The 16,046-nt window shown below is 70.6% G+C and carries 16 protein-coding genes; 15 read left to right on the plus strand and 1 reads right to left on the minus strand.

The features are described from left to right. Positions 1-16 precede the first annotated feature (16 nt). From rpsD to nusB, 14 genes are all read left to right on the plus strand, one after another. Positions 17-643, plus strand: a complete 627-nt coding sequence (gene rpsD / locus G4Z16_RS29420) for a 30S ribosomal protein S4 (RefSeq protein WP_197353611.1) — start codon at positions 17-19, stop codon at positions 641-643. A 497-nt stretch (positions 644-1,140) separates the two neighbouring features. Next, positions 1,141-1,584: a DUF948 domain-containing protein gene (locus G4Z16_RS29425; protein WP_197353612.1), complete on the plus strand. Its 444-nt coding sequence runs from the start codon at positions 1,141-1,143 to the stop codon at positions 1,582-1,584. A 7-nt stretch (positions 1,585-1,591) separates the two neighbouring features. Further along, positions 1,592-1,930 (plus strand): DUF6167 family protein, encoded by a 339-nt coding sequence (locus G4Z16_RS29430; RefSeq protein WP_197355000.1) that lies wholly within the window; start codon positions 1,592-1,594, stop codon positions 1,928-1,930. Further along, positions 1,930-4,602: an alanine--tRNA ligase gene (alaS, locus tag G4Z16_RS29435; protein WP_197353613.1), complete on the plus strand. Its 2,673-nt coding sequence runs from the start codon at positions 1,930-1,932 to the stop codon at positions 4,600-4,602. Before G4Z16_RS29430 ends, alaS begins: the two co-directional genes overlap by 1 nt. Further along, positions 4,602-5,066 carry a Holliday junction resolvase RuvX gene (gene ruvX / locus G4Z16_RS29440; protein WP_216865980.1) on the plus strand — a complete coding sequence of 155 codons (465 nt, stop codon included), beginning with the start codon at positions 4,602-4,604 and terminating at the stop codon, positions 5,064-5,066. The genes alaS and ruvX overlap by 1 nt, the downstream gene beginning before the upstream one ends. 129 nt (positions 5,067-5,195) lie before the next feature. Further along, positions 5,196-6,857 carry an endolytic transglycosylase MltG gene (mltG, locus tag G4Z16_RS29445; protein ID WP_197353614.1) on the plus strand — a complete coding sequence of 554 codons (1,662 nt, stop codon included), beginning with the start codon at positions 5,196-5,198 and terminating at the stop codon, positions 6,855-6,857. Further along, positions 6,857-7,726, plus strand: coding sequence for a shikimate dehydrogenase (locus G4Z16_RS29450; RefSeq protein ID WP_197353615.1), 870 nt, complete (start codon positions 6,857-6,859; stop codon positions 7,724-7,726). Before mltG ends, G4Z16_RS29450 begins: the two co-directional genes overlap by 1 nt. Positions 7,727-7,899: 173 nt before the next feature. Continuing rightward, positions 7,900-9,084, plus strand: a complete 1,185-nt coding sequence (gene aroC / locus G4Z16_RS29455; protein WP_197353616.1) for a chorismate synthase — start codon at positions 7,900-7,902, stop codon at positions 9,082-9,084. Then, positions 9,081-9,596, plus strand: coding sequence for a shikimate kinase (locus tag G4Z16_RS29460; protein WP_197353617.1), 516 nt, complete (start codon positions 9,081-9,083; stop codon positions 9,594-9,596). Before aroC ends, G4Z16_RS29460 begins: the two co-directional genes overlap by 4 nt. A gap of 20 nt (positions 9,597-9,616) precedes the next feature. Next, positions 9,617-10,720 carry a 3-dehydroquinate synthase gene (gene aroB, locus G4Z16_RS29465; RefSeq protein WP_197355002.1) on the plus strand — a complete coding sequence of 368 codons (1,104 nt, stop codon included), beginning with the start codon at positions 9,617-9,619 and terminating at the stop codon, positions 10,718-10,720. Between the two features lie 178 nt (positions 10,721-10,898). Continuing rightward, positions 10,899-11,924 (plus strand): AAA family ATPase, encoded by a 1,026-nt coding sequence (locus G4Z16_RS29470; protein WP_425508131.1) that lies wholly within the window; start codon positions 10,899-10,901, stop codon positions 11,922-11,924. Between the two features lie 141 nt (positions 11,925-12,065). Next, positions 12,066-13,196, plus strand: coding sequence for an aminopeptidase P family protein (locus G4Z16_RS29475; RefSeq protein WP_197353618.1), 1,131 nt, complete (start codon positions 12,066-12,068; stop codon positions 13,194-13,196). Positions 13,197-13,268: 72 nt separating this feature from the next. Next, positions 13,269-13,835: an elongation factor P gene (gene efp / locus G4Z16_RS29480; RefSeq protein ID WP_197353619.1), complete on the plus strand. Its 567-nt coding sequence runs from the start codon at positions 13,269-13,271 to the stop codon at positions 13,833-13,835. 2 nt (positions 13,836-13,837) lie between these two features. After that, positions 13,838-14,263, plus strand: a complete 426-nt coding sequence (gene nusB / locus G4Z16_RS29485) for a transcription antitermination factor NusB (protein ID WP_197353620.1) — start codon at positions 13,838-13,840, stop codon at positions 14,261-14,263. A 319-nt stretch (positions 14,264-14,582) separates the two neighbouring features. Here nusB and bldD read toward each other — a convergent pair whose 3' ends face one another. Next, the gene (bldD, locus tag G4Z16_RS29490; RefSeq protein ID WP_028431622.1) at positions 14,583-15,083 is read right to left on the minus strand and encodes a transcriptional regulator BldD; all 501 of its coding nucleotides are present in this window, start codon (positions 15,081-15,083) and stop codon (positions 14,583-14,585) included. Between the two features lie 250 nt (positions 15,084-15,333). On the opposite strand from bldD, the gene pyrR reads away from it, so the two are divergent. Then, positions 15,334-15,960, plus strand: a complete 627-nt coding sequence (gene pyrR, locus G4Z16_RS29495; RefSeq protein ID WP_246531131.1) for a bifunctional pyr operon transcriptional regulator/uracil phosphoribosyltransferase PyrR — start codon at positions 15,334-15,336, stop codon at positions 15,958-15,960. The last annotated feature ends 86 nt before the right edge of the window (positions 15,961-16,046 follow it).

The following is a 16,046-nucleotide window of genomic DNA, read 5'->3' on the forward strand; positions in this document are numbered from 1 at the left end:
GCCTCACCTAACTTACATGGAGGTCCGTTCAGTGAACCAGTCGCGTCCCAAGGTCAAGAAGTCGCGTGCCCTCGGCATCGCGCTGACCCCCAAGGCCGTGAAGTACTTCGAGCACCGGCCCTACCCGCCGGGGGAGCACGGCCGGGGTCGCAAGCAGAACAGTGACTACAAGGTCCGGCTGCTGGAGAAGCAGCGGCTGCGTGCCCAGTACGACATCAGCGAGCGCCAGATGGTCCGTGCCTACGAGAGCGCCCGCAAGAGCGACGGCAAGACCAGCGACGCGCTCGTCATCGAGCTGGAGCGCCGCCTCGACGCCCTCGTTCTCCGCTCCGGCCTGGCCCGCACGATCTACCAGGCCCGTCAGATGGTCGTGCACGGCCACATCTCGGTGAACGACCGTAAGGTCGACAAGCCCTCCTACCGGCTGAAGCCGGACGACGTGGTGCAGGTCCGCGAGCGCAGCCGCACCAAGCACCCCTTCCTGGTGGCACGCGAGGGCGGCTACGCCCCCGACGGCGAGACCCCGCGCTACCTCGAGGTCAACCTGGAGGCGCTCGCTTTCCGTCTCGACCGCACGCCCAACCGCAAGGAGATCCCTGTGGTTTGCGACGAGCAGATGGTCATCGAGTACTACGCACGCTGAGCCCGCGGGCGCGGGAGAGGCCACACGGTCCAGCGGTACATTCGCCTCGCGCCTCCTGCGGCGCCCTCGGCGTCGCGTTGCGACGACAGCGCAACACGACGGCACAGCCCGCCTGCCGCACGCGTCCGGCCCCCGGCCCGGCGCCGGCACGGCGGGCTGCCGTGTCCCCGTGAGAGCTCAACCCGGCCCGGATGCGCGTTCGTTCGTCTCAGCGCGACCAACCTCCATGCCGCACATGCCGTTTCGGGCCGCCGGCCGCTCCGTCCGGTCCCGTACCGCGGCCGGGGGCCGTGCCGCGCGTACGTGCTCCACCGGCGGAGCGCACGCCCTCCGTCCTGCTCCGATGCCGTCATTTATGCGGTACGAACGGGCCCTGCGGGCGCGATAGGCTCGGTACAGAGCCTCCGCCGCCCGGACAGGGTGCCGGACGCGGTCCGTGTGCGAGCGCGTCCAGGAACGGAGGCGGACCCCGAACGACCCGAGGGAAGCGGTGCAGCGTGTCCGGTGGAGAGGTGGCCGGTCTCCTCGTGGCGGTCTTCTGGGCGATTCTGGTCTCGTTCCTCGCCGTGGTGCTGGTGAGGCTCGCACAGACGCTCAAGGCGGCCACCAAGCTGGTGACGGGCGTGACCGAACGGGCCGTCCCGCTGCTGGGAGAGGCGTCCGCGACGGTGCGTTCCGCCCAGACGCAGCTGGCCCGCGTGGACGCGATCGCGACGGACGTCCAGGAGGTCACCTCCAACGCCTCCGCGCTCTCCTCCACCGTCTCCACCACCTTCGGCGGACCGCTGGTGAAGGTCGCGGCCTTCGGCTACGGCGTACGGCGTGCGCTCGGCCGGAAGCGGAAGGCCGAGGCATCGCAGAAGCCGCCGCCCGTCGTCGTGACCCGCACCCTGCCGGGTGCACGGCGCGGCGGACTTGGGCGTGAGCGAGGAAAGGGCTGATCCGCAGATGTTCCGCCGTGCCTTCTGGTTCACCACGGGCGCCGCAGCCGGTGTGTGGGCCACCACCAAGGTCCAGCGCAAGCTGCGCTCGCTCGCACCCGACGCGCTCGCCGTCCGTGCCGCTGACAAGGCCGTCAAGGGGGGCCACCGGCTCAAGGACTTCGCCCTGGACGTACGCGCCGGAATGGCCCAGCGCGAAAGCGAGTTGAACGACGCTCTCGGACTGGACACTCCACCTCCCGACCAAGGCCCCGGGCTCCCCACTCAAGCCCGCAGGCCACAACTGGGCTCCGCACACCACCGGCAGGGCCCCGACCGACCGAACGACCGAAACGAGGACCACTGATGGAGTCGGCTGAAATCCGCCGCCGCTGGCTGCGCTTCTTCGAGGAGCGGGGGCACACCGTCGTGCCGTCGGCGTCGCTGATCGCGGACGACCCGACGCTGCTGCTCGTCCCGGCGGGCATGGTCCCCTTCAAGCCCTACTTCCTCGGCGAGGTCAAGGCGCCGTACAAGCGCGCCACCAGCGTGCAGAAGTGCGTGCGCACACCGGACATCGAAGAGGTCGGCAAGACGACGCGCCACGGCACGTTCTTCCAGATGTGCGGCAACTTCTCCTTCGGCGACTACTTCAAGGAAGGCGCCGCCGTCTACGGCTGGGAACTGATGACGACCCCGCAGGACAAGGGCGGTTACGGTCTGGACCCCGAGCGCCTGTGGATCACTGTCTTCGAGGAGGACGACGAGGCGGAGCGCATCTGGCGCGACGTCGTCGGCGTCCCCGCCGAGCGCATCCAGCGGCTCGGCAAGGACGAGAACTACTGGGACATGGGCGTTCCCGGCCCCTGCGGCCCGTGCTCGGAGATCAGCTACGACCGGGGCCCGGAGTTCGGTCCCGAGGGCGGTCCCGCCGTCAACGACGAGCGCTACGTCGAACTGTGGAACCTGGTGTTCATGCAGTACGAGCGCGGTCCGGGGGAGGGCAAGGACTACCCGATCATCGGGGATCTGCCCAGCCAGAACATCGACACCGGCCTCGGCTTCGAGCGCCTGGCGATGATCCTTCAGGGCGTGCACAACATGTACGAGATCGACACCTCGCGCATGGTGCTCGACAAGGCCACCGCACTGACCGGTGTGCGCTACGGCGCCGCCGAGCAGACCGATGTCTCCCTGCGCGTGGTCGCCGACCACATCCGTACCGCCGTCATGCTCATCGGCGACGGCGTCACACCGGGAAACGAGGGCCGCGGCTACGTACTTCGCCGCATCATGCGCCGCGCCATCCGCAACATGCGCATCCTCGGTGCGACGGATCCGACCGTCGCCGAGCTCACGGACACCGTCATCAAGGCCATGGCGCCGCAGTACCCGGAGCTGGAGACCGACCGCAAGCGCATCGAGACGGTCGCCCTCGCCGAAGAGGCCGCCTTCCTGAAGACCCTGCGTTCCGGGACCAACATCCTGGACACCGCCGTCAGCGAGACCCAGGCCTCCGGCAGCTCGGTCCTGCCCGGGGAGAAGGCGTTCCTGCTGCACGACACGTGGGGCTTCCCGATCGACCTCACGCTGGAGATGGCCGCCGAGCAGGGCCTCACGGTCGACGAGGCCGGCTTCCGCCGGCTGATGCAGGAGCAGCGCGACCGTGCCAAGGCCGACGCCAAGTCCAAGAAGCAGGGTCACGCCGACCTCTCCGCGTACCGCGAGATCGCCGACAGCAGCGGCGCCACGGACTTCACGGGCTACAAGCACACGGCGGGGGAGGCCTCGATCGTCGGGCTGCTCGTGGACGGCGTCTCCTCGCCCGCGGCCCACGAGGGTGACGAGGTCGAAGTCGTCCTCGACCGCACCCCGTTCTATGCCGAGGGCGGCGGCCAGCTCGCCGACACCGGCCGCATCCGGCTGGAGAACGGCGCGGTCATCGAGGTCCGCGACGTGCAGCAGCCGGTCGCCGGTGTCTCCGTGCACAAGGGCGTCGTCCAGGTCGGCGAGGTGACCGTCGGGTCGTCCGCCCACGCGCAGATCGACATCGACAGGCGCCGCTCCATCGCCCGTGCCCACAGCGCCACGCACCTCACGCACCAGGCGCTGCGTGACGCCCTCGGGCCCACGGCCGCGCAGGCCGGCTCGGAGAACTCGCCCGGCCGCTTCCGCTTCGACTTCGGCTCGCCGACGGCCGTGCCCGGCTCGGTCCTCACGGACGTCGAGCAGAGGATCAACGAGGTGCTCACCCGCGAACTCGACGTCTCCGCCGAGTACATGGGCATCGACGACGCGAAGAAGCAGGGCGCGCTGGCCGAGTTCGGCGAGAAGTACGGCGAGCGGGTGCGCGTGGTGACGATCGGCGACTTCTCCAAGGAGCTGTGCGGCGGAACCCACGTCCACAACACCGCGCAGCTCGGCCTGGTCAAGCTGCTGGGCGAGTCCTCCATCGGCTCCGGAGTGCGGCGTGTGGAGGCCCTCGTCGGCGTCGACGCCTACAAGTTCCTCGCCCGTGAGCACACGGTGGTCTCCCAGCTCACCGATCTGGTGAAGGGCCGTCCGGAGGAGCTTCCCGAGCGGATCTCCTCGATGGTGACCCGGCTGAAGGACGCCGAGAAGGAGATCGAGCGCTTCCGCGCGGAGAAGGTGCTCCAGGCCGCTGCCGGAATCGCCGAAGGCGCCACGGACGTACGGGGCGTGGCCCTGGCTGCCGCGCGCGTGCCGGACGGCACCGCCGCGGAGGACCTGCGCACGCTCGTGCTCGACGTCCGTCAGCGCATCCCGGGTTCGCGTCCCGCCGTCGTCGCTCTGTTCGCCGTCACCGGCGGCCGTCCGCTGACCGTGATCGCCACGAACGACGCCGCACGGGACCGCGGCCTGAGGGCCGGTGACCTGGTGCGCGGTGCCGCCAAGACCCTCGGCGGCGGTGGCGGCGGCAAGCCGGATGTCGCGCAGGGCGGCGGCCAGAACCCGGACGCGGTGGACGAGGCCATCGCCACCGTCGAACGGCTCGTGACAGAGAGCGGCAGCGCCTGATGCGTCGAGGCCGCCGGCTGGCCGTCGATGTGGGTGACGCCCGCATCGGCGTCGCCAGCAGCGATCCGGACGGGCTGCTCGCGACGCCGGTCGAGACGGTGCCGGGGCGTGATCTGGCCGCGGCCCGGCGGCGGTTGGCGGCACTGGTCGAGGAGTACGAACCGATCGAGGTCGTGGCCGGCCTGCCCCGTTCCCTCAACGGGGGCGAGGGGCCGGCCGCGGCCAAGGTCCGTGCGTTCGCCGAGGAGCTGGCGAGGAAGATCACACCGGTGCCGGTTCGGCTGGTGGACGAGCGTATGAGTACAGTCACGGCTGCACACGACATGCGTGCGTCCGGCGTGAACTCCAAGAAGGGCCGATCCCGCATCGACCAGGCCGCGGCAGTGGTCATTCTGCAGAACGCCCTGGAGACTGAACGGATGTCAGGCAGCCCACCCGGGGAATGCGTCGAAGTGGTTGTCTGATTGCGATACGGTAACGTTCCCGCGACACGCGCAACCGCCGGTGGGGGTCGGCACACCCAATGGTGCCGCGGGTGCACTGCCTATTTTGCGTACGGCAGAAGGCTGCCGTCCGGCGGATCTAGGGGATCGATGACTGAGTATGGCCGGGGGCAGAGCCTCCCACCGTGGCATCCCGACGACCCTCTCTTCGGGGACAAGGGGTGGGACGGTGGCAGAGACGGCACCCACCCGGGCGACGGCGATCCTTACGCCGGCCAGTACGCGGACCCGTACAGCACCGGTCAGCACCAGGTGCCGCACCAGCAGCAGGGCTACTACACGCAACAGCCGCAGCAACAGCAGTACTACGGGCAGGGCGGCTACGAAGGGCCGGCAGCGGGCGGGCATTACGACCCCGGCTACGGCATGGGAGCGACGGACCCGAACGGCATGCCGACCGTCACGGATCCGTACAACACCGGCCAGCAGCCCGGCTACTACGGGGCCCAGCAGGGCTTCCCGCAACAGCAGCCGCAGGGGCAGGGCTACCCCGGGCCGTACGCACAGCCCGTCCCGGAAGGCTATGCCGCACCGCCTCCCGGCCGACCCGACGCAGACCCCGAGACAGGCTGGGATCCCGGGCCTGACCAGGGAGAGCACGCCTTCTTCTCGGAGCGCGACGACAGCGACGACGACCTCGACGACGACGAAGGGCGCTCCAAGCGGTCCGGGCGCCGCAACCGTGGGGGAGAGACCAAGCGCCGCAGCGGCTGCGCCTGCCTGGCGGTCTCGGTGCTCCTCGCGGGAGGTCTCGGCACCGCCGGCTACTTCGGGTACGACCTGTACCAGACCTACCTCGCACCTGCGCCCGACTACCCCGGGAAGGGCTCCGGCCAGGCCCAGGTGAAGATCCCGGACGGCGCCTCGATCGCCGACATGGGGACCGAGCTGCAGAAGGCGGGGGTGGTCAAGAGCGCCCGCGCCTTCGTCGAGGCCGCAGAGGCGGAGCAGAAGGCGAGCGGGATCCAGCCCGGCACCTACAGCCTCCGCAAGAAGATGTCCGGCGCCGCAGCGGTGAAGCTCATGCTCGACCCGGCCAGCCAGAACGGGCTGATCATCTCCGAGGGGCTGCGGGCGAAGAAGATCTACGAGCTGATCGACGAGAAGCTCGGCAAGGCCAAGGGCACCACCGAGAAGACCGCCAAGAACGCCAACTCCACGGACCTGGGTCTTCCGGCCTTCGCCAAGGGCAACCCGGAGGGCTTCCTCTTCCCCTCGCGCTACAGCGTCGGCCAGAAGAGCGATCCGCTCGACGTTCTGCGGGACATGGTCGGACGCGCCAAGGCCGAGCACACCAAGGTCGATCTGGCGGGCGAGGCGAGGAAGGCCGGCAAGACTCCCGAGGAGATCCTGACAATAGCGTCGCTCATCCAGGCAGAGGCGCAGCAGGACGGCGAGTTCGGCAAGGTCTCCCGCGTCATCCACAACCGGCTGGACAAGGACATACTGCTCCAGTTCGACTCGACCATCAATTACGCCAAGGGACGCTCCTCGCTGGACACTTCGGTCGAGGACACCAAGCTGAAATCGCCCTACAACACCTACCTGAACCGCGGACTGCCGCCCGGTCCGATCGACAACCCCGGGCACCAGGCCATCGAAGCGGCGCTCAACCCGACCAAGGGCAACTGGATCTACTTCGTCACCGTCAAACCGGGTGACACCCGCTTCACCGCGAGCAAGGCCGAACACGACCGCAACGTCCAGGACTTCAACAAGGAACAGCGCAAGAAGAAGGAGAACGGCGGCTGATGGACCGGCAGCACTCCGTACGGCCCGCTCCGGCGGCGTCATCTGCCGTACGGCGCGCCGCCGTTCTCGGCTCACCCGTGGCCCACTCCCTCTCGCCGGTGCTGCACAGTGCCGCGTACGCGGCACTGGGCCTGGAGGACTGGACGTACGAGCGGTACGAGGTGGACGAGGAAGGCCTCGCCTCCTTCCTCGGCGCCACCGACGAACAATGGGCCGGGCTCTCCCTGACGATGCCGCTCAAGCGTGCCGTCATCCCGCTGCTGGACGACGTCAGCCCCACGGCCGACTCCGTCGAGGCGGTCAACACCGTTGTCTTCAGGGGCAGAACGCGCATCGGGGACAACACTGACATCCCGGGCATAGTGGCCGCCTTGCGGGAGCGCGGCATCGTAAGGGTCGAGAAGGCCGCCGTTCTCGGCGCGGGGGCCACCGCGTCCTCGGCGCTGGCCGCGCTCACGCAGATCTGCGACGGGTTGGTCACGGCGTACGTACGCAGTGACGAGCGTGCCCGCGAGATGCGCGGCTGGGGCGATCGCCTCGGGCTGAGCCTGCGCACCGCCGACTGGGCGGACGCGGCGGAGGCGCTCACCGCGCCCCTGGTGATCGCCACCACCCCGGCGGGGGCCACCGACGCGCTGTCCGAGCACGTACCAGCGGCTCCCGGCACGCTCTTCGACGTCCTCTACGACCCGTGGCCCACGCGGCTCGCGGCGGAGTGGTCCGATCGCGGAGGCACCGTCGTCTCCGGGCTCGACCTTCTCGTGCACCAGGCCGTGCTCCAGGTCGAGCTGATGACGGGGCACGCGCCCGCGCCGCTCGAAGCGATGCGTGCCGCTGGTGAGGCGGCACTGCACGCGCGCACGGCCTGACCGCCGCGCCCGCCGGGAGGACGGACGCACCGGCACGACCGTCACGGGCCCCCGACGCGCAAGTCCGGCCAGTGGACCGAGGCGGGCCCCGGGCCGCGCACGTGGGAAGATCGGGGCAGAGCCGAACACGTAGAGCGAAGGCGCCCGCCCAGGCGCGAGATCGAGGAGCACCGTTGAGCAGGTTGCGCTGGCTGACCGCGGGGGAGTCGCACGGCCCCGCACTGGTGGCGACGCTGGAAGGGCTGCCCTCCGGCGTGCCGGTCACCACCGACATGGTGGCCGACGCGCTGGCGCGGCGGCGTCTCGGCTACGGGCGCGGGGCGCGGATGAAGTTCGAGCGCGACGAGGTCACCTTCATCGGCGGCGTACGGCACGGGCTCACACTCGGCTCGCCCGTCGCGATCATGGTGGGCAACACGGAGTGGCCCAAGTGGGAGCAGGTGATGGCCGCCGATCCGGTCGACCCGGAGGTGCTGGCCGGTCTGGCCCGTAACGCGCCCCTCACCCGGCCCCGGCCCGGTCACGCGGACCTCGCGGGCATGCAGAAGTACGGGTTCGACGAGGCACGCCCCGTGCTGGAGCGGGCCTCCGCGCGGGAGACTGCGGCGCGAGTGGCCCTCGGCACCGTCGCCGGTTCGTATCTGAAGCAGACCACCGGGATCGAGATCGTCTCCCACGTGGTGGAACTCGGCGCCGCCAAGGCTCCCTACGGCCTCGTCCCGGAGCCCGGCGACGTGGAGCGGCTCGACGCCGACCCGGTGCGCTGCCTGGACGCCGACGCGAGCAAGGCGATGGTCGCGGAGATCGACCAGGCACACCAGGACGGCGACACCCTCGGCGGCGTGGTGGAGGTGGCCGCGTACGGCGTCCCGGTCGGACTGGGCTCGCACGTCCACTGGGACCGGCGTCTGGACTCGCGGCTCGCCGGAGCACTCATGGGCATCCAGGCGATCAAGGGCGTCGAGCTGGGCGACGGCTTCGGCCTCGCACGGGTGCCGGGATCCAGGGCCCACGACGAGATCGTCTCCACGGACGAGGGGATCCGACGCAGCTCCGGCCGCTCCGGCGGCACCGAGGGCGGGCTCTCCACCGGTGAACTCCTGCGCGTACGGGCCGCGATGAAGCCGATCGCGACCGTGCCGCGCGCGCTGGCCACCGTCGATGTGCAGACGGGCGAGGAGACCCGCGCACACCACCAGCGCTCGGACGTGTGCGCCGTTCCGGCCGCCGGGATCGTCGCGGAGGCGATGGTGGCGCTCGTGCTGGCGGACGCCGTGGCGGAGAAGTTCGGCGGCGACAGCGTCGCCGAGACCCGCCGCAACGTCGACGGCTTCCTCGACAGCCTGGAGATCAAGTGACCGGGCCCGTCGTCATCCTCGTGGGCCCGATGGGCGTGGGAAAGACGACCGTCGGCGAACTCCTGGCCGAGCGACTGGGCGTCGGCTGCCGCGACACCGACCACGACATCGTCGAGGCCGCGGGCAAGCCGATCTCCGAGATCTTCCTCGACGACGGCGAACCGCACTTCCGCGCCCTGGAACTCGAGGCCGTGCGCACGGCGCTGGCCGAGCACACCGGGGTGCTGGCCCTGGGCGGCGGCGCCGTCCTCGCTCCGGAGACCAGGCAGCTGCTGGCGGGCGCCCCCGTCGTCTTCCTCGACATGGACGTCGCGGAGGCCGTCAAGCGGGTCGGACTCGACGCACCGCGGCCGCTGCTGATGATGAACCCGCGCAAGCAGTGGCGGGAGCTGATGGACGCGCGCCGCCCCCTCTACACCGAGGTCGCAAGGGCCGTCGTCAGCACCGAGAACCGCACACCCGACGAGGTCGTCGGCGAGATCCTCGACGTCCTGGAGCTGAAGCAGAAGTGACCAGCCAGAACCCTTCCCCCATGGCCTCGGACGGGCAGGACGCCCACACCCGCATCACCGTCGGCGGAGGCCCGGGCACCACGCCCTACGACGTGCTCATCGGCCACCGGCTGCTCGGGGAGCTCCCCGGGCTCATCGGCAACGCCGCCAATCGCGTCGCCGTCCTGCACCCCGAGGCGCTCACCGAGACCGGCGAGGTGCTCCGCGAGGACCTCGCGGCGCAGGGTTACGAGGCCATCGCCGTTCAGCTCCCGAACGCCGAAGAGTCCAAGACGGCCGAGGTCGCCGCCTACTGCTGGAAGGCGCTGGGCCAGACCGGCTTCACCCGCAGCGACGTCATCGTGGGCGTCGGCGGGGGCGCGACGACCGACGTCGCCGGCTTCGTCGCCGCGACCTGGCTGCGAGGGGTGCGCTGGATCGCCGTCCCGACGACGGTCCTGGGCATGGTGGACGCCGCCGTCGGCGGAAAGACCGGCATCAACACCGCCGAGGGCAAGAACCTTGTGGGCGCCTTCCACCCGCCGGCCGGGGTTCTGTGCGACCTGGCCGCGCTGGAGTCGCTGGGCGTGCACGACTACGTCGGCGGCCTCGCCGAGATCATCAAAGCGGGCTTCATCGCCGATCCGGTCATCCTCGACCTGATCGAGGCCGACCCGGAGGCAGCGCGGAGCCCCGAGGGCCCGCACACCGCCGAGCTGATCGAGCGCTCCATCAGGGTCAAGGCGGAGGTGGTCTCCGCCGATCTGAAGGAGACCGGGCTGCGCGAGATCCTCAACTACGGGCACACGCTGGCCCACGCCATCGAGAAGAACGAGCGCTACGAGTGGCGCCACGGCGCCGCCGTCTCCGTCGGCATGGTCTTCGCGGCCGAACTGGGCCGTATCGCGGGCCGGTTGGACGACCCCACGGCCGAACGGCACCGTGCCGTACTGGAGTCGGTGGGCCTGCCCGTCACCTACCGCGGCGACCAGTGGCCCAAGCTGCTGGAGACGATGCGCGTCGACAAGAAGTCCCGCGGCGACATGCTGCGCTTCATCGTGCTCGACGGTCTGGCGAAGCCGTCGGTGCTGGAGGGGCCCGACCCGGCGATGCTGCTCGCCGCCCACGCGGAGATCGCGGCGTAGGCACCGGCCCCGGGGCGACGGCGCGGGGCGAACGCCCGTGCCGGTTCCGGATATCGGGCACTGATCGCTGTTCTCCGGCGTTCAACAGGAACGACCTGGGCGGTACCTTCCGGTACTGTCACACAATCATGGCGCTGCGGGGGCAGCGTCGGCGGACCCGAGCGGAGTTGGGGAGCGGATGCAGCAGTACGGGGCGCAACAGCCCGTCCCTCCTCCGGACCCCGCTCCGGGACATCAGCAGGGCACGCATCCCCAGTACGACGGACAGTTCGACGGGCAGCACGACGGTCAGGTGCCTCCACCGCCCCCCGCTCCCGCCCCGGGCGGAGTGGTGCCGCAGCCGGCCTGGCCGGGCGCGCACTCCCAGCCGCCTCAGCCCCCTCTCCAGCCACCGGCACGGCCGCCCGTGCAGCCGCCGCCGGCGGGCCCGCCGATCCCCGCTCAGCCCCCGGCCCCCGCTCAGCCGCCCGCACCCGGTGCGCCGCCGCCGGTGCCCACCGCTCCGGCGCAGCCGCCGCCGGGTCAGGGGCACCCCGGCGATACGGACACCAACCCCACCGAGTCCACCGGTCATCTGCTGCTCTCCCGCGGCGCCCCCGTCGAGATCCCCACGCCCGACGCGGACCCCGCGCAGCTGGACGCGACGCGGGCGGCCGTGGCAGTACTGCTCATCGGCCCGGCCGGGGCGGGCAAGACCACCGTCGCCCGCTACTGGGCCGACCGGCGTGCCGTGCCGACCTCGCACATCAGCCTCGACGACGTACGCGAGTGGGTGCGCTCCGGCTTCGCCGACCCGCAGAGCGGCTGGAACGACCACTCCGAGGCGCAGTACCGGCTGGCACGCCGCACCTGCGGCTTCGCCGCCCGCAACTTCCTGGCCAACGGCATCTCCTGCATCCTCGACGACGCCGTCTTCCCCGACCGTCCCGTCGTCGGGCTGGGCGGCTGGAAGCGTCACGTCGGGCCCGGCCTGATCCCGGTGGTGCTCCTGCCCGGACTGGAGGTCGTGCTGGAGCGCAACGCCGTCCGCAGCGGCAACCGCCGGCTCAGCGATGAGGAGGTCGCCCAGATCCACGGCCGGATGGCCGGCTGGTACGGCTCGGGCCTGCCCATCATCGACAACTCCCGGCAGGACGTCGCGACCACGGCCCGGATGCTCGACGACGTGGTGGCCCGCAGCCTGGCGAGCCCGCCGCGCTGGTGACACCGGGTTCGCGGGAGGGGTCCGGGTGGCCCGCAGTTCACCTGGGCGGAGCGCGGACGTTCTCACCCTGTCGCACGCCACGTCGCTCGCACGGCCCCGCACGGACTGCCGCCGTCCCCGGCTCTCCGTAGGCTCGGAAACATGTCCGAGGTCCATGTGGCTCGCCGCGCCCTGCTCCGTGAGCGCTGCTCCGCGACTGCGGCGAAGGACGGTCCCCCCGACGCGGTGCTGGTCACCCGGCCCGCCAACATCCGCTATCTGACCGGCCGTCCGCCGTACGGTGCCGCGCTGCTGATCGGCCCGGACGGCATCGACACGCTGCTCGGGCCCGCCTCCGACGACACCCCGCACCACGAGCCCGGCAGCCACCACGACGACGAGCTGCGCACCGGCCGGCTCTCCAACCCGGAGGGAGACACGGCCGTGGCCGCGGCCGACCTTGCCGCCACCGCGGGCGCACGGCTCCTCGCCGTCGAGGAGCACCATCTGACGGTGGCCAGGCACCGGGCCATGGCATCCGTCGCGTCCGGGCTCCGTCTGGCGGCCCTCGACAGTCCGGTCGAGGCCCAGCGCGTCATCAAGGACGACGAGGAGATCGCCGCCCTGCGCATCGCGGCAGAGATCACCGACCAGGCGCTCGGCGAGCTGCTGGAGTCGATCCTCGTCGGACGCACCGAACGGCACCTCGCTCTCGAACTGGAGCGCAGGCTCATCGACCATGGCGCGGAGGGCTCCGCCTTCCCCACATGCGTGGCGACGGGCCGGAACTCCGGTCTGGCCCTGCACCGTCCGACCGACCGGCGGGTGGAGGAGGGCGACTTCCTCTCCGTGCGACTGGGCGCCCAATACCACGGCTACCGCTGCCAGATCGGCCGCACGTTCGTCATCGGCACCGCTCCTGAGGACTGGCAGGTGGAGCTGTACGACCTCGTCTTCGCCGCCCAGCGCGCCGGACGTGAGGCGTTGACACCCGGCATGGCCTGCAGCGACGTCGACCGTGCCACGCGCCAGGTACTGAAGGGCGCCGGTCACGCCGAGGCGCTGGGCCCGGCGACGGGCCACGGGGTGGGGCTGGAAATCGGTGAGGACCCTCGGCTGTCACCTGGGGCCATGGGTAAACTGGACGCTTGTGTGCCGGTCACCATCGAGCCCGGGGTCCACCTACCGGGCCAGGGCGGTGTCCGGATCGATGACACTCTCGTCGTCCGCCCCGCGGCGGACGGCGGACCCGAGCTACTCACCATCACGACCAAAGAGCTGCTCGCCCTCTAGCCCCTGACGGGGCGACGGAGCCGGGGCGGCCCTCTGGTCTCCGCAGCAGCAGTCTCAGGAGATTCCGCAACCGTGGCATCCACGAACGACCTCAAGAACGGCATGGTGCTCAAGCTCGAAGGCGGCCAGCTCTGGTCCGTCGTCGAGTTCCAGCACGTCAAGCCCGGCAAGGGGCCCGCCTTTGTCCGTACGAAGCTGAAGAACGTCATGTCCGGCAAGACCGTCGACAAGACGTTCAACGCGGGCACCAAGGTCGATACGGCCACCGTGGACCGACGCGGGATGCAGTTCTCGTACAAGGACGGCGAGTACTTCGTCTTCATGGACATGGAGACGTACGACCAGATCCACATCGCCCCCGAGATCGTCAGCGACACCGCCAACTATCTGATGGAGGGCTTCGAGGCCACGGTCGCGATGTACCAGGGCGAGGCTCTGTTCGTCGAACTGCCCGCCGCGGTCGAGCTCGTCATCGAGCACACCGAGCCCGGCGTGCAGGGCGACCGCTCCACCGGTGGCTCCAAGCCCGCCCGCCTGGAGACGGGTTACGAGGTCGGCGTCCCGCTGTTCATCACCACGGGTGAGAAGATCAAGGTCGACACCCGCTCCGGCGAGTACCTCGGCCGGGTGAACAGCTAGCCGTGGCAGCCCGTAACAAGGCCCGTAAGCGTGCCTTTCAGATCATCTTCGAGGCGGACCAGCGGGACAGTACGCCGACGGCCGTCATGCAGGACTGGATCCGGCATGCGGGGACCGACGAGCGGCAGCCGCCCGTCAGCGAGTACACGATGCAGCTCATCGAGGGCTACGCCGAGAACGCCGAGCGCATCGACGAGCTGATCTCCACCTACTCGGTGGGCTGGACGCTCGACCGGATGCCGGCGGTGGACCGCAGCATCCTGCGGCTGTCCGCCTACGAGTTGATCTGGTCGGAAGACGTTCCCGAGGCGGTCGTCATAGACGAGGCGCTGGACATCGCCCGGGAGTTCTCCACGGACGAGTCGCCGCCGTTCATCAACGGTCTCCTCGGCCGTCTTCAGGACCTCAAGCCGACGCTCCGCCGCTGACGGGGGCCGCTTCTGCGGCCCCCGTTCCGCGCCGTGGTCGGCTGCTGGCCGCCGGATCAACCGGTCGCGTTCCGCCGCACGAGGAGGGCCGCACTCCGGTGTCCGGAATGCGGTTCGAAATCCGTTCGGGGACATTGCCCCATTCGTGTGAACGGGCCAGCTTCACCGGATATTTGGTCACTTTCCGTGGTGGCTCGCTCACGTCCGTGAAGGGGCTCGATCGGGAGAACGGCAAAGAGAAACCGCCGCCGGTGGTACGCCCTCAGAGGGCGCGCCACCGGCGGCGGTACGTTTCGGCGGAAGGCGCTCGGTCAGGCCGTCAGGCGTCCTCGTGGGCCACCGCGCGGCGGGCGTCCGCGTCGAGGACGCCCCAGCTGATGAGCTGCTCCGTCAGCACCGAGGGGGACTGGTCGTAGATGACGGCGAGGGTGCGCAGGTCGTCCTGACGGATGGAGAGGACCTTGCCGTTGTAATCGCCGCGCTGGGACTGGATCGTGGCCGCGTACCGCTGGAGAGGGCCTGCCTTCTCCGCCGGCACGTGTGCCAGGCGCTCCAGGTCGAGGACGAGCTTCGGCGGCGGCTCGGCGGCGCCGCCCGGGGTGGTGCCGGGCAGCAGCTCCTGCACGGGCACGCCGTAGAAGTCGGCGAGCTCGGCGAGGCGCTGGACGGTGACGGCGCGGTCGCCGCGCTCGTAGGAACCGACCACGACCGCCTTCCAGCGGCCCTGGGACTTCTCCTCGACCCCGTGGAGGGAGAGCCCCTGCTGGGTGCGGATGGCCCGGAGCTTCGCTCCGAGCTGCTTGGCGTATTCGCTGGACATATCGCTCCCCGCGGACGAGAAAGTGGTAACTCACTGTGAGGTTACGCAGCGTAATGTCTGCCGTCAAGCCGAACGCCGATCAGCTTTGCGAGGTAGAGCGGAACTGACGGGTCCGGTTCGCATCCGAACATTTCTCCGATCGAATCCGGCCCCGGCACGGACGGACTCAGGCCCCCTGGTACCGTTGCGCTGACAGTTCAGACGTCCTTTAAGGCCCGTCCCGTGAGGCGGGGAAGGAGGTCCTTTTCGTATGGACAGCCGTACGGACGACGGCAGCAGGGGCATGGCCGCAGGCCGCCCCGTACTCGAGGCGCCGGACATCGCGCGCGTCCTCACCCGCATCGCCCACGAGATCGTCGAACGCGCCAAGGGCGCCGACGACGTGGTGCTTCTCGGCATTCCCACCCGCGGCGTCTTCCTGGCACGGCGCCTGGCGGCGAAGCTCGCGGAGGTCACCGGCAGCCCGGTTCCTCACGGTTCGCTGGACATCACCATGTACCGCGACGACCTCCGGCTCGGTCCCGCCCGCGCGCTGGCGCACACCGACATCCCGCCGGACGGGGTCGACGGGCGCCTGGTGGTCCTCGTCGACGACGTTCTCTTCTCCGGACGCACCATCCGTGCCGCTCTGGATGCTCTCGGTGACATCGGGCGGCCCCGGGCCGTTCAGCTCGCCGTGCTCGTCGACCGCGGACACCGCGAACTGCCCATCCGTGCCGACTACGTGGGGAAGAACCTGCCCACCTCGCTGCGCGAGACGGTCAGGGTCCAGCTCACGGAGGAGGACGGACGCGACGGGGTGCTCCTCGGGTCCGCGCCCGGCGGCGAACGGCCGCACAGCGGCGGACAGCAGCCAGCACAGCACGCGGAGCGCTAGCCCCGCCGGAGGGAGCACGAGACCTCCGGTGCACCGCACGACCGTCCGGCCGCTTCCCGACGTGTCCCGCACGCCGGTCGACGGCC

This window comes from Streptomyces bathyalis (assembly GCF_015910445.1).
Classification (GTDB): Bacteria; Actinomycetota; Actinomycetes; order Streptomycetales; family Streptomycetaceae; genus Streptomyces; species Streptomyces bathyalis.